Source organism: Nocardia sp. NPDC055029 (assembly GCF_053608525.1).
In genome coordinates this window covers 101361-115344 of sequence record NZ_JBSGVQ010000002.1, presented here as the reverse complement: position 1 = coordinate 115344, position 13984 = coordinate 101361, and the positions used below count along the sequence as shown (strand labels likewise).

The following is a 13984-nucleotide window of genomic DNA, read 5'->3' as shown; positions in this document are numbered from 1 at the left end:
CGGTCGTATACTCCTTTTATGGCGGATGGGCAGTCCTCCACAGAATTCTCCGAATCGCCGGTTCTTGTGGTGCAGACGCGAGAACGCGTCTATCGACTACGTGCCGGGGGTACATACAACGTCGGCCGCGATCCGGACGCCGACATTGTTGTCACCGATCCGCGCGTCTCGACCTTGCACGCGGTGCTGGAGCAGGGGTCGCACGGTTGGGAGATCGAGGACGCGCACAGCCTCAACGGCACCTTTTTCGACGGTCACCGCGTCGAGCGGATGGTGATCGACCACGACGAGACCTTCCAGCTCGGTCATGCCAAAGACGGTGCGCAGTTGTCCTGCTCGCTGGAAACATCGCCCGGCCTCGAGCCCGAGACCGATGGCGATAGAGGTGGGGACACGATGGTCGTCCCGGATCCCGGCTATGACCTCGACGATGACGCCACGATCACCAAGTTCGAGCCGGGCCTGCCCCGGCGCGTGTCTCGGCCCTCGCCTCCGGCCGCCCATCCTGGCGCGGTAGTACGGATCAGCTCGGACACGCTGCGGATCGGGCGCGCCGCCGACAACGACATCGTCGTGCCCGACCTCATGGTCTCTCGCCATCACGCCGAACTGCAGGTGATCGCCGAAGGCAGGTATCGAGTCGTCGACCTCGACAGCCACAACGGCACCTACGTCAACGGACACCAGGTCGACGCCGCGGACCTCTCCGAATCCGATCTGATCGGCATGGGACACACCACCTACCGACTCGTCGGCAACGAACTGCGCGAGTCCGTCGACACCGGTGACATCTCGGTCTGCGTGCAAAACCTCATCGTGCGGACACCGGAAGGCAAAGTTCTCCTCGACGATGTGACCTTCCCTATCCCGCAGCACTCGCTCGTCGGGGTCATCGGACCCAGCGGAGCGGGCAAGTCGACCTTGTTGGGCGCGGTCACCGGGCTGCGGCCCGCGACCGAGGGGACCGTCCGCTACGACGGACGCGACCTGTACACCAATTACGACGAACTCCGGCACCGGATCGGGCTCGTTCCGCAGGAGGACATCCTGCACAACCAGCTCCCGACCCGGCGCGCCCTGCTCTACGCGGCCGAACTGCGCTTCCCCGGTGACACACGCAGGGAGGAGCGCGAACAGCGGGTCGACGAGGTCCTCGACGAGCTCGGTTTGACGCGGCACGCCGACACTCGCATCGATCGACTCTCCGGCGGGCAACGCAAACGGGTGAGCGTCGCACTCGAGTTGCTGACCAAACCGTCCCTGTTGTTCCTCGACGAGCCGACCTCCGGCCTGGACCCAGGCCTGGACAAGACGGTCATGGAAATGCTGTCCGAACTCGCCCACGACGGGCGCACCGTCATCGTCGTCACCCACAGCGTGGCGAATCTCGATTCGTGTGACCGCCTGCTGGTCCTGGTGCCCGGCGGCAGGCTGGCCTATTACGGACCGCCCGCAGAGGGGTTGCAGCAATTCGGGCAGCGCACCTGGGCCGAGGTGTTCCAAGCATTCGATCGGGAGGAGGACCGCGACTGGGCCGGTGAATTCCGGGACTCCCCGCGCTACGAGAACTACGTCGATGTCGGGCCGATTGACGACGTCGGACAGGCGGAAGTGCAGCGCCCACCGGCACCGCCGCCCGCGCCGCAGTCCAAGCTCAGCCAGCTCAGCACACTGTGCAGGCGCTACTTGGCGGTGATCGCCTCGGACCGCAGCTATCTGGTGTTGCTCGGCGTAATGCCGCTGCTGCTGGGCGGTTTGATCGCTGCGATCCCGTCGGGCGAGGGATTCACCGGGACACCGGGAACCAACACCGACGCCCCGACCAAGCTCATGATCTTGATATTCGGTGCCTGCTTCGTCGGCACCGGCAACTCGATCCGCGAGATCGTCAAGGAACAGACGATCTACCGCAGAGAACGCGCCGCAGGCCTGTCGGCCGGAGTCTATTTGATGTCGAAACTACTGGTCTTGGGTGTGATCACCATCCTTCAGTCGGTGGTGTTGTTCTTGATCGGCACTATCGGTGAGAGTTTCCCGCCGAAAGGGATATTCACCTCGGTCGAAGTGGAATTGATCTTGGCGATGGCGATGCTGGGCATCGCGTCGCTGGCGATGGGCTTGCTGGTGTCGGTCTCGGTGAACACCTCGGAAAAGACACTGCCGCTGCTGATCGTGCTGTCGATGGCACAACTCGTGCTCACCGGCGGTCTGGTGCGACTGCCCGGCACGCCCGTTCTGCAACAGCTGTCCTACCTGTCACCATCTCGCTGGGGCTACGGCGCTGGAGCGGCCAGTCTCGACCTGGACACCCTCTCACCGCACGATGGTGGACCCGACCCGCTCTGGAAGCACACCCTCGGCACGTGGCTGCTCGACATGGGAGTCGTCGCCGCTCTGGCGGCCGTCTTCCTCACACTGGCCTGGTATCGCCTGTACCAGATGCGGCCACGGCGGCGCGGTGCCCGCCCTGCGCGGATTTGACACGACAAGCACAGAGCAGCCTGTGTACCAGGATTTAGGCACCGATGACGGGCGTAGGTCAGCGGCAGCAGTTCGGGTCGAGCACGCCGCACAGCGCCGCGAAAGTGTTAGCGGCCGCGTGTAAGAGTTCCCTTGGCAGCCCGGCACTGGCGTAGACCGATCGAGAGGATCTGAACCTTGAGCGATCTTTCTCGCCGTGACCTGCTCAGGACGTCGGCGGCCGCCGGCGTCGGAGCAGTCGTTGCCTCGGGCCTTACGGCCGCAGACACGCCGGAGATTGCGGACACAAGCGCCCCGGGAATTGTGGCCGCGGACCACCCGAGTAAAAGCCCGGGATGCCCGCCCGCGACGCTGACCGGCCACATCGTCCACCCGGGTGACGCGTCGTACACGGAGGCGCGACTCGGCTGGGACCAGCTCTTCACTCACTATCCGCTGGTCATCGTCTTCGCGCAGGAAACCCAGGACGTGGTGAACGCCCTGACGTGGGCGCGGCAGCACGACATCGCGTTGCGGGTGCGGAGTGGCCGCCACGCCCTCGAAGGCTGGTCGAACGTCGACAACGGCATCGTCATCGACGTCAGCCAGCTGAAATCGGTCCAGATCGACCATGGCGCTCGCATCGCGACGGTCGGCGCCGGGCTGAACCAACTGGAAGGGGTGACGACGCTCGCGAAGCAGAACCTGGCGGTCACCACCGGAAGCGAGGGCAGCGTGAGCCTGTGTGGTGCGACGCTCGGCGGTGGTCTCGGGCCCCTCAACCGCTGGCTCGGCATGGCCTGTGACAGCCTGGTGGCGGCCGAGGTCGTCGTCCCGTCGGGTCACGACTGCGCCGAGGTGATCAACGCGGACTTGGAGCACCACTCGGACCTGCTCTGGGCGCTCCGCGGGGCGGGAAACGGCAACTTCGGGATCGTCACACAACTCACCTATACGGTGTATCCGCTCGAGCATCTCGCTTATCTGCAGGCGACATGGGATGGACTTGGGGACCTTTTCGGGGTCTTCGAGGCGTGGCAGCGTGTGGTACCGCCCGCCGACAGCCGTCTGGGATCCGAGCTCGAGATCCACAAGTCCCAGATCCTGCTGACCGCGTGGCTTGTCGACGGGGCAGCGGCACAGGCCAGAGAGATGCTGGCTCCGATCCTGTCGGTCGGCACACCCGATGTCACGGTGCAGGTCGGTAACTGGGGCGACATCTATGCGCGAGCCCAGCTCCCGCTCGCGCAAGAGCCCGCGAACTGGAAGTTCTTCTCGGAGTTCGTCAAAGAGCGGTTTCCGAAGAAGGCGATCGACATCATCGGCGACTTCATGCGAAACGCTCCCACAGAGGAGAGCAACTACTTCGTCGATGCCTTCGGCGGGGCGATCAAGAGGGAGCCACCCGGCGGCACGGCGTTCGCGCATCGTGACGCGCTTTTCTACGGCGAGATCGGCGCAGCCTGGGGTACTCGTTCAACACAACCCGGCGTCGGCGACCCGCTGACCTCACAGGCCCAGGCCTGGACCGCTGAGTTCAGCCAGGCGCTGCGGCCCTACGCGGACGGCGCCTACGTCAACGTGCCGAACATCGGAATGCAAGAGTGGGAGACCGCCTACTGGGGGAGCCAGCGCTTCGAGCGGCTGCGCAAAATCAAGGCGAAGTACGACCCCCACAACGTCTTCCAGTACGAGCAGAGCATCCCGCCCGCGTCACACTGATCGACCACTGACAATCGGCTTCGTTCACCAACCGCCCACCCGAAAACCGCAGGTCGTCCCCGTTCTCATGTTCGACATGCCTCACCCCGGGCACCATAAAGTTGTCACCGATTGACCAACGCCCGCAGGACATCGCGATCCCTCAGACGGGATATGTACCTGCGATGACCCGGAACCTTCCGATCCGGTCCCCCACACCGACCGTGCATTGACCGAGGCCGGCGAGGCGCAGTTGCGCCCCGCCGACGTATCTGCGGCGCGCGTTCAGGACGCCGTGCCGCACCCACATGGTCCAGTCTTCGTTCACCGGTTCCTTGACGGTGAAGTTGACGCGCAGGTCGACCCCGGCTGCCGACGGTCCGTCGATGTGGACGGCCGCGTAGTCGAAGAGCAGATCCACCGGCATAGCCAGAATGGTGTCCATGCTGTCGGTGTTCATCTGGCCCTCGGCCTGGACTCCGTCGCGCAATTCCATGGCCGCGCGCAACCGGATGGCCGGTTGCGCGAGCGTTCACAACGGCAGGCCAAGTCCGCAATAGGGCGCGGGCAGCGGCGCGATTTCACGGTTGGCGAGCGCTGCCACGGTCACCTCGAGTGCTTGGGCCGACCATTCGCCGGTGAGGTGTCCGGCCAGGTCACTCGAGCACAGATCCTGGAGGACGAGATTGCGGGCGCCGGGCACAGCGTTGTCCTCGGGGACCGAAGCCCAGTCCAGGCGCGAGGAAAGGGTGGTGGTCGGCACCAGGCGGGCGGTGTCGGCGGCGGCGAGGTCGCGCAGGTAGGGCGATCCGAATGCCATCGCGATGCACATCGGACAGACCAAGCCGACGGCCTGATGCAGCACAGGAAAGTTGATCAGGGTGGCGACGGCCGGGCTGAATCCGTTGTTCTGTCCGGCGAGGGTGACCAGGTGGCTGATCTCGGTATCGCCTTCGCGGATCGCTTGCCGCGCGTAGATCGCGCCGACCGAGTAAGTGACCACCGCCGGGTCGGGGTATCCGGTGGCCGCCCGGATCGTCGCGAGCTTCTGCTTGACGGCGTGCGCGCCGACTGACGGGGTCGCGGTAGCAAGCGCAGGAAGTTCCATCGCGAACACGCAGTGCCCAGCGGCCTGCAGGCCGGGCGCGAGTCGCACCCAGTAGAACAACTCGCCCGGCACGAGCATCCCGGGCAGCAGCAACACGGGTGCCGGGCCGCCGGGCGTTGCTTTGCACGAGTAGTCGTTGACACCTGCGGGCCACAGGCCAGCGCCGTCATTGTCGGCGGCGGGATCCGGGCCGACGGCGGCCACCGGCACGCCACAGTGTCGGGCGAGCTGGGTCACGGCCGCGAGACCCTGTCCGGCTTGGCCGAGCGCCATCGCGCGCGAATCTGGTTGGCATTGTGATGAATCGGCGACGTCCGCCCGTGTCGCCGGTGCGGCGAGGACGCCGGTAACCGCACCAGCGACGGTGATGATCGCGAATGCCGCACGGCACCAGCAATTTCCGAGAAAGCTCGATCGACGGTTAGTTGTCATGCCACCACCTCGAAACTGACCGTCTTGTCGACCGCGAACCAGCACAGCGTGATTCGAGTGCCACCGATGCGCAGATATCCGGGACCCAGCCACAGCCCTGGCTCGATCTCGCGAACCTCGTCGTACAACCGCCGCGACCACCAGGTGCCCCGCACACGCTGGTCGCCGTAGTCGATCCGCGCCGCGGATGCGCCGTCGGTCATGGACGGGCCGACCGTGGCGACGAACGGTAGCGCGCGGGTTCCGCCGAACGCGTTGAAGAAGTTGTGGCCGAAGGTTGTCGCGGCATCCACGCGTCGGAAAGACTTGCCGGTCCAGATGAATCCTGGGCGGGCAACGAGGCGACGCATCAGCGCACCGCCGGGGAGGGCGAGGCCGCGCAGCACGAGGTCGCCGGAGAGTCGGTCGAAATCGGCCGGGGTGGTCGCGGGGGCCTCGCGGAAGAGTCTGCGCAGCTCGTGGATGTTGAGTTCGGCAAGCGCATCCAGGCGTGGGCGCCGCGCGGAGGCGGTGGGCAGCGGCATCGAGCCGCTTGGGACATCAGTGATTGTCATATCCATCCCGGTGATTCGTCGTGAGGAGACCTCGGTTCGACACTCGATTTCAGATGTCGACAGCATCCAGATGCTATCAGCATGCGAGTTGGCGTGGTTGATATCGTCGAGATCCAGGGTCCGGCCCAATTCACGGAACAGGATGATGGCGAAACGACTGAGTCGATCCGAGTCGCAAGCGCGGACTCGCGCCCGGCTGATCGAATCCGCGACCGAGCTGTATCTCGGAAACGGCTACGCGGCCACCAGCAACGATCACGTGGCCGCCAACGCCGGATACAGTCGGGGTGCGGTGTATTCGAACTTCGCGAGCAAGGAACAACTGGCGCTGGCGGTGCTCGACAGCTTCCTCGACGGCGAGATCGAAACCGTGCGGTCGACGCTGAGCTCCGGCACCATCGACGAACGGCTCGACGCGCTCGAGCAGTGGATGAACACCGCTGCCGCCGAACGTCATTGGGGCCTGCTCAAATCAGAGCTCGCGGTTGCCTCACGCACCAACCCGACGCTGCGCGCCGAGCTCGCCGAACGCGACCGAACCTTGCGCGCAGCCGTCCAAACCCTGATCGACGACATCGTTCGCGACGCAGGCCTCACCTGGCTGCCGGTGCGATCGGAAGTCCTCGCCAGGCTGATCCTGGCCATCGCCAAGGGCGTCGCCATGGACATGGCGGTCGACGAGTCCGACGGAGCATGGCTTCGCGAACTCCTGCAAACCCTGAGACTCGGCATATCGCTGGACATGTCAAGGGCCGACAACCCCTGAGAGCGTGCCCGAGAACTCAGCCGGTTGGCGCGCTGTCGCGAGCCAACCGGCGGGTCAGCGCGTGAATCGCGGCCAGGTTAACCATCGCCTCGTAGTCTCGGACCGTTTACCGAACGCTCACTGCGTGAATCCAACTGCCCTGGCGCGCGGCCGGTGTCGACTAGGCGGTTGGAGTTCCCTCTCGCCACTGAGAAGCGATGTGGGGAATGATTTCGGTGGCAGGCTGTTTTCTGTGACAGGGATGGAGGCTGCGGCCGCACGCGCGGCTGCGGGGCAGGTACGGCCGCGGCACCCGTGCTTGTCGAGGTCGGTGGCGTGCAGGTCGATGCAGAACGCGCACCCGTTGAGTTGAGAGGCCCGCAGCCTCACCAGGTCGAACAGGATAGGGTCGATGTTGTGGTGTAGGTATTGATCCAGCGCGACGACAGCCTCGTAGCCTTCGGGCGCGGCTCGGTTGATCGCAAGGCGAGACATGTTCAGGTCCTTGCTGCGCCTCACCATCAGCGGGTCAGTAGCTGACCTGCAGATTTCGCTGCCTGCGCTGTCTTCACCTAGCCGTGCTGCAACGGTGGGCGTGCCTTGCGGATCCGGTAATCCATGAGGACCGGCCCGGTCGAAGGCGGTGATCTGCCCGTCGCGTTGTTCGGCGGCGGTCAGCCACGCGGCCACGTTGTCCAGCGACCCAGCGCAGACGACCCTGAACGGGCTGTACAGCAACCACCCGTACGGCGGTTCGAGCGCGCGGCGGATCGCCATAGACCGCCGCGCGGCCCGCTCGGTCAGCTCATCGAGCCGAGGTGTGATCGCGTCGCTCATCGGTCCCCCTGTTGGTCGTTCGGTGAATGCGCCCACCGCCGGAGAGCTTTCGCCATCGTCTGCACAGCTCACTGCGCACGATGTGCCGAGGATCGCCCCCGAGCATCGGCCCGGCAGTGGGGCTGAAATCAACGCTAGGCGTGCGTTATTGGTGGTCACAGGCTTACGGTGTTGACAGAGTGTTCACAGCTCACCGAGCCGAAGGATCACCGCGATGGAACCGGGCGCACAGCTGAGAGCCGCGCGTGAGGCGGCCGGGATAGGGCTGCGCGAAATCGCCCGGATGACGCACTACTCACCCGCGTATCTGTCGCTCATCGAGTCCGGCAAGCGGCCGGTACCGGCCGAGGTCGCCGCCGCCTACACCGCCGCACTTGGCGAACCGGCCGACGGGGAACGCGCCGGGGCCGAATGGATACAACGGGTCGCCGCGTCCGATGTCGGCGGGGATACCTTGGACCGGCTGGAGATGGCCGTGGATGATCTGGCGTCGGCATACTCCACCACCGCGCCCGCCGACCTGCTGGTCAGCATTCGTCAGCATCTCGGATACACAGCGCGCTTGCTGGACGGGAAGATGACACTGGTCCAGCACCGCCGCCTTCTGGTCACTGCCGGGTGGCTCTCCCTGCTGGCGGGAACATGCCACATCGACCTGGACGAACTCCCGGCCGCCGCTGCCCGTCTGCGCGCTGCCCGCGATATCGCCGAGGAGTCCGAGCACCCGGAGATATCGGCCTGGACGCTGGAGACGCGGGCCTGGCAGCACCTCGTCAATCGGGAGTTCGCCGCAGCGGCCGAGTTGTCGCAGGCGGCGCGCGATGTCTCCCCCGCCGACAGTTCGGCCTACATCCAAGCGACCGCGCAGCAGGGCCGCGCCCTGGCACGAATCGGTGACAGCGCGGGTACATACGGGGCGCTGCGCAATGTCGCGCGCCTGGTATCCGGCCTGCGCACCCCCGACCGGCCCGAGCATCACTTTCGCTACGACCCGTCGAAGGCCGATACCTACGTCGCCACCACGTTGTCCTGGCTGGGTGACCCGGCGGCCGAGGTCTACGCGCGCAATGTCGTGGCCGACCTCCAGCGCGCGGCGTGCGTCCGACCGCGCCGAATCGCGATGGCGAACCTGGACCTCGGCCTGGCGCTGGTCGCCGCCGACAAACCCGATGAGGCGGCAAACGCGGCGCTGGGCGTGGTCACCAGCGGCCGATTGGTCCCGTCGCACTACTGGCGAGTGTCGGAGATCGTGAGCGGGATAGAGCAGCGGGATCGACACTGCGCAGCCACCGTGCGCGAAGCGTTCCACGACACCTACCGGACATGAGCGCGGAGAAAGTCATTCGGCCCAGGTCAACTTAGGTCGACAGTGGCGCTCTTCGGGCTGGGCAGCGCCATATCTGCTGTTGGGGACGCCAGCTCCTGATGACGATTCTCGGAAATCGAGTAGGGGGCTACTCGTTCACCGGGCCGGTGTGGCGGCTCAAGATAGGAGTCACTGCCCGCATCGAGTTCCTTCGTTCCGCAGGGAGGCAACATGGTCGCACCAATGGCGCGTCGGAAAGCCAGACGCGACCGCGGGGTTGACGATGTGGCTCGTGGGCTCATCGCGGCTCAAAACCGCACTCTGTTCCCGGGCTGTGTGATCAGATGTCGCGCGTCTTCCTGAGTCATTCGAGGCGGGACAATCGTCACGCGATCGCAGTGAAGCGCTGGCTCGAGCAGGCCGAGCCGGGGTTGGCCGGCGAGATCTACCTCGATCTGGACCCCGAGACCGGTATCCGTACGGGGATGCTGTGGACGGAAGCACTGTGGCAGGTGAACGCGCGCTGCGAGGCGGTTATCTGCCTGCTGTCGAGCAGTTGGGCGACCTCTGCGGAGTGCCACGCTGAATATCGCCAGGCTGAGGGCATGCGCAAACCGATCTTCTGTGCACGGATCGAAGCGTTCCACGAAAAGGACGTGACCCGCGCGTGGCAGAGCTGCGACCTGTTCGGGGACGGCCCTGCGGCAGAGGTCGTTGTCGACGGTGACGAGCAGCCGGTGCGGCTGCAGGTCGACGGGTTGCATCGGCTGCTGGCGGGGCTGCGGGAGGTGGGGATCGGCGCCGACAGCTTCGCGTGGCCGCCGCCCGACGACCCGGACCGCTCACCGTATCGGGGTTGGCAGCCGCTCGAATCGGTCGATGCCGCAGTCTATTTCGGACGGGACGCGCAGATCGTGCGTGCGCTGGACGAACTTCGTGAGATGCGTGTCGCTGGCCGCGAACGGATGTTCGTCATCCTCGGGCCGTCGGGGGTCGGGAAGTCGTCGTTTCTGCGTGCCGGCATGTTGCCCCGCGTGCACCGCGACGACCGACGGTTCTTGACGATGCCTGTGGTACGCCCGCAACGTCATACGCTGACCGGCGAGACCGGTCTGGCCCGCTCGATCCATGACCTCCGCAAGGAGGTCGGTCTGATCGAGCCGAACTTGGGGGAAATCAAGAACGCGATCTCCGACGACGGCACGGTACGGGCATGGCTGGCCGAGGCGGCCGTGGCCGCGCGTAACCGATTGCTGGATGCGCCGACATCGGCGACGCCGCCGACACTGGTGCTGCCGCTCGACCAGGCCGAGGAATTGTTCGGTGCCGACGCGGGGGAAGAGGGGCCAGAGTTCCTGGAGCTGCTCGGGCGGCTGTTGAGCGACGACGATTCGACCGGGCTGGACATGATCGTGGTCGCCACGATTCGCTCGGATCGGTATGAGCCGCTGCAGACCGCGCCGCAGTTGTCGACCGTGCAGAGTCACCTGTTCGACCGATTGAAGGCGATGCCGCAGGCTCAGTTCACCGAGGTCATCTACGGGCCCGCCCGACGTGCAGCGGAGTCGGGAACCAGGTTCGAACTGACCCCGGAGCTCGTCGACCGACTCGCCCAGGATGCGTCCGGCGGCGCCGACACGTTGCCGCTCTTGGCATTGACCCTGTCGCGGCTCTATGAGGACTATGCCGGCAGCGAGGACGCCGTCACCGTCGACCGCTACGAGGCGATGGGCGGCATGCGCCGAGTAGTGCAGAACGAAATCGACAACCTGCTGGCGGCGGATCCGGCAGAGCGCTCCGAGCAGCTCGATCGATTGCATGACGCCTTTATCCCCTGGCTGGCGACGGTGAATTCGGACACCGATCAACCGATGCGCCGCATCGCGCGCTGGGCCGACCTGCCCGAGCACAGTCACGCGCTGTTGAACGCTTTCGTCGGTCGGCGGCTGCTGGTCAAGGGTGAGCGCGACGGCCGGATCGTCGTCGAGGCGGCCTTGGAGAGTCTGCTGCACCAGTGGGACGAGCTGGCGGGCTGGTTACGGGCCGAAGCGTCGGACCTGCGCGACGCCGACGCGGTCGAGCGGGCTGTCGTCGCGTGGGAGCGAAGCGGCCGCCACGATGACTGGCTGCTCGACGGTGTGCGGCTGGCCCGGGCCGAAACATTGAGTGCACAGCGGGGATTCGGGGCACGCCTCGACCCCGCCGGCGAGTTCCTGCTCGCGTCGCGCCGTCGCACGAATCGCAAACTGGAAGCGGACAAACTGGAGGCGCAAGCGCACGCACGCACGCTGCGGCGGCGTTCACAGGTGCTGGCGGCGCTGCTCGCCGTGATTGTCCTGGTTGCGGCCGTCGCCGTCATCAGCCTCAACCGAGCACGTTCCGCCGAGCAGCAGGCCCGCCGACAAGCCCAGGAGGCGATCGCGGCCAAGCTCGTCGGGCAGTCACGCGCGATGCTCGGCGGTGCCCGGTTGGGCGGTGACCGGCGCGCGATACAGCAAATGCTCGCAGCCGAGACCTTGGCGCCCGGATCGGATCCGGATGCCCTACTGAACACGCTGATCGATACGCGGCGTTTGGAGCGGGTGATCACGGCGCCATCGGATGTCAACGGCATCGCGATCAGTCCCGATGGCCGCCACGTTCTTTCGGCCGACGATGACGGCCTGATCCGCAGGTGGGATCTCGAATCCGGTGAGCCCGTCGGAGATCCGCTGGCCGGGCACTCGGAAAAGGCTTGGGGCATCGAGTACACCAGAGATGGGCGCTGGATCGCTTCGGCCGCAGAGGACAAGTCCGTGCGCATTTGGGACGCGAATACCGGCGCGGCCGTGCACGTGCTAACCGGTCAATTCGACGACGTCACAAGTATGGAGTTCAGCCCCGATGGTGCCCTGCTCGCCACGGGGAACCGTGATGGCACGGCCCGGCTGTGGAAGGTGACAACGGGTGCGCAGACGGGCGAGCCGATCCGCGGACACGACGGTGTGGTATCAGCGGTCGCATTCAGCGCGGACGGGTCCCGGCTGGCCACGGGCGGATTGGATGGACTGGCGCGGCTGTGGCATGTCGACAGCCACCAGCCGGCGGGTCCGCCATTGCCCTCGCATAAGGGCTCGGTCACCGATGTGGACTTCAGCCCTGACGGCCGGCGCATCGCCTCGATCAGTTATCGGGTCGGCAGCGACCCTACGGATTCGTCGTCGGCCGACGACGACACCCGCACGCCCTCGGACGGGTCGCAGCTGCGCATCACCGACGCCGACTCGGGCAGGCCGATCGTTGACGGGCTGACCGAATTCGGTTATGGGCCCTACGACTTGGCGTTCAGCCCGGACGGGCGCCGTGTCGCCATCGGGGCCTCCGACGGCAAGATCCGCGTGCGCGACGCCGACACCGGGACGGCGGTCGGGCCACCCTCGAGCGGTCACACCGAGGCCGTCACCGCCGTGGCCTACAGCGGCGATGGCACCCGGATCATCAGCGGCGGCGACAATACGATCCACGTGTGGGCAGCCGATCCCGATCAATGGATCGGGACACAACTCCCAGGCCTCGCCTTTGTCGGGTCCGCGCCGACTGCGGTCAGTCCTGACGGGCGCACCGCCGCGACACGTGACGCGAACAACCAATCCGACATCGCGTTGTGGCGGATCGACACCGGCGAGCTCATACGTACGATTTCGACCGGCCACGTCGGGCGGGTATCCGCACTGGCCTGGCGACCGGATGGACAGGCCATCGCCTCCGCCGACGGCATCGCCAATACGGTCCACATCTGGGATGCGCACACGGGTGAGCCCGACGGCCCGCCCCTGACCGGTCCTACCAAGACGATCCTGGGATTGTCCTTCAGCCCGGACGGGCGTCGTCTCGCTTCCCTCTTCCTCGACTCCTACCCCTGGCTCTGGGATATCTCGACGAGCCCGGCCCGGGGCACCGCGCTGGGCGGCGATGAAGACTTCGTCTCCACCGTCGGATTCAGCGCCGACGGGCACCGGCTGATCACCGTGGCGCCAACGCATTTCGCCTCCGGCGACACCAACAGGGTGGAGGAGACCGGCAACGTCTTCGCCAACCCACTTGAAATGACGCCCTCCGCTGTCCGCGTTTGGAACACCGACACCGGGGAGCCTGCCGGACCACCCATCATCAGCCGGGGTGGCCTTCTCGCCGACCTCGTGGAACAGGACGACGAAGCCCCGATCGCCGGCGCCGCGATCAGCCCGGACGGCCAACGCATACTGGTCAGCACGACCAAGTCGCTGCGCCTGCACGATGCGGCCACCGGGCAGCCGATCGACGAACCGTGGATCGCCACCGAGGGCGGTAGCCATGGCGGTGCCGTCGCGTTCAGTCCCGACGGCACCTACGCCGTTGCCGCCAACATCAAGACATCGGAACTGCAGCTGCGCGAAGTTCAGACCGGTCGGCCGGTCGGTAACCCGATGACCGGCCACACAGGTGCCGTACTAGGTCTGGCTTTCACCGCCGACGGCAGCCACATCGTGTCCCGCGGAGCGGACGACGGATGGATACTGTGGCCCGGCCCCAACAGGTGGGGCGAGGAACTCTGCGGCAAACTAACCGCCAACATGACCCGAGCCGAATGGGACGAGTGGGTGTCGCCGACCATCGAGTACCGAGCCCCCTGCCCCATGCTGAACGTGCCCGACTGATCCGCTGACAGCCCTGTTCTCCGCCACACCCGAATGCCACTCAGACCAGGTACGTTCCCACGATGACCAGGCTTTCCCCGTTGTCCATGTTGTGCGTGTCCTGCCGGGGGCACATCGAAGAGAAGATGGGAACGGAACCGGCACGTTGCCATTGACGCGCCGATT

At 66.2% G+C, this 13984-nt stretch carries 9 protein-coding genes; 5 read left to right on the top strand and 4 right to left on the bottom strand.

The annotated features are described in order from the left end of the window. Positions 1–18 precede the first annotated feature (18 nt). Both ACWF9G_RS02370 and ACWF9G_RS02365 read left to right on the top strand, forming a co-directional pair. Positions 19–2481 (top strand): FHA domain-containing protein, encoded by a 2463-nt coding sequence (locus ACWF9G_RS02370; protein WP_452513084.1) that lies wholly within the window; start codon positions 19–21, stop codon positions 2479–2481. Between the two features lie 177 nt (positions 2482–2658). Beyond that, complete coding sequence (locus tag ACWF9G_RS02365) at positions 2659–4182, top strand: FAD-binding oxidoreductase (RefSeq protein ID WP_452513082.1); 1524 nt, start codon at positions 2659–2661, stop codon at positions 4180–4182. 142 nt (positions 4183–4324) lie between these two features. On the opposite strand, the gene ACWF9G_RS02360 is transcribed toward ACWF9G_RS02365, so the two are convergent. The 3 genes from ACWF9G_RS02360 to ACWF9G_RS02350 form a co-directional block, all read right to left on the bottom strand. Continuing rightward, entirely contained in the window at positions 4325–4657 is a 333-nt protein-coding gene (locus tag ACWF9G_RS02360; RefSeq protein WP_452513080.1) for an alkyl sulfatase C-terminal domain-containing protein, read from the bottom strand. Between the two features lie 36 nt (positions 4658–4693). After that, positions 4694–5542 (bottom strand): alpha/beta fold hydrolase, encoded by an 849-nt coding sequence (locus ACWF9G_RS02355; RefSeq protein WP_452513078.1) that lies wholly within the window; start codon positions 5540–5542, stop codon positions 4694–4696. A gap of 155 nt (positions 5543–5697) precedes the next feature. After that, positions 5698–6384 (bottom strand): hypothetical protein, encoded by a 687-nt coding sequence (locus tag ACWF9G_RS02350; protein WP_452513077.1) that lies wholly within the window; start codon positions 6382–6384, stop codon positions 5698–5700. 16 nt (positions 6385–6400) lie between these two features. Here ACWF9G_RS02350 and ACWF9G_RS02345 point away from each other — a divergent pair, with 16 nt between their 5' ends. Next, on the top strand, positions 6401–7021 hold the full coding sequence (locus ACWF9G_RS02345) for a TetR/AcrR family transcriptional regulator (RefSeq protein ID WP_452513075.1): 621 nt from the start codon (positions 6401–6403) through the stop codon (positions 7019–7021). Positions 7022–7138: 117 nt separating this feature from the next. Here the strand turns inward: ACWF9G_RS02345 and ACWF9G_RS02340 are convergent, their stop codons facing one another. After that, the gene (locus ACWF9G_RS02340) at positions 7139–7837 is read right to left on the bottom strand and encodes a carboxymuconolactone decarboxylase family protein (RefSeq protein WP_452513072.1); all 699 of its coding nucleotides are present in this window, start codon (positions 7835–7837) and stop codon (positions 7139–7141) included. Positions 7838–8051: 214 nt separating this feature from the next. Here ACWF9G_RS02340 and ACWF9G_RS02335 point away from each other — a divergent pair, with 214 nt between their 5' ends. After that, the gene (locus tag ACWF9G_RS02335) at positions 8052–9164 is read left to right on the top strand and encodes a helix-turn-helix domain-containing protein (protein ID WP_452513071.1); all 1113 of its coding nucleotides are present in this window, start codon (positions 8052–8054) and stop codon (positions 9162–9164) included. 323 nt (positions 9165–9487) lie between these two features. After that, positions 9488–13819 carry an nSTAND1 domain-containing NTPase gene (locus ACWF9G_RS02330; protein WP_452513069.1) on the top strand — a complete coding sequence of 1444 codons (4332 nt, stop codon included), beginning with the start codon at positions 9488–9490 and terminating at the stop codon, positions 13817–13819. Positions 13820–13984: the final 165 nt, after the last annotated feature.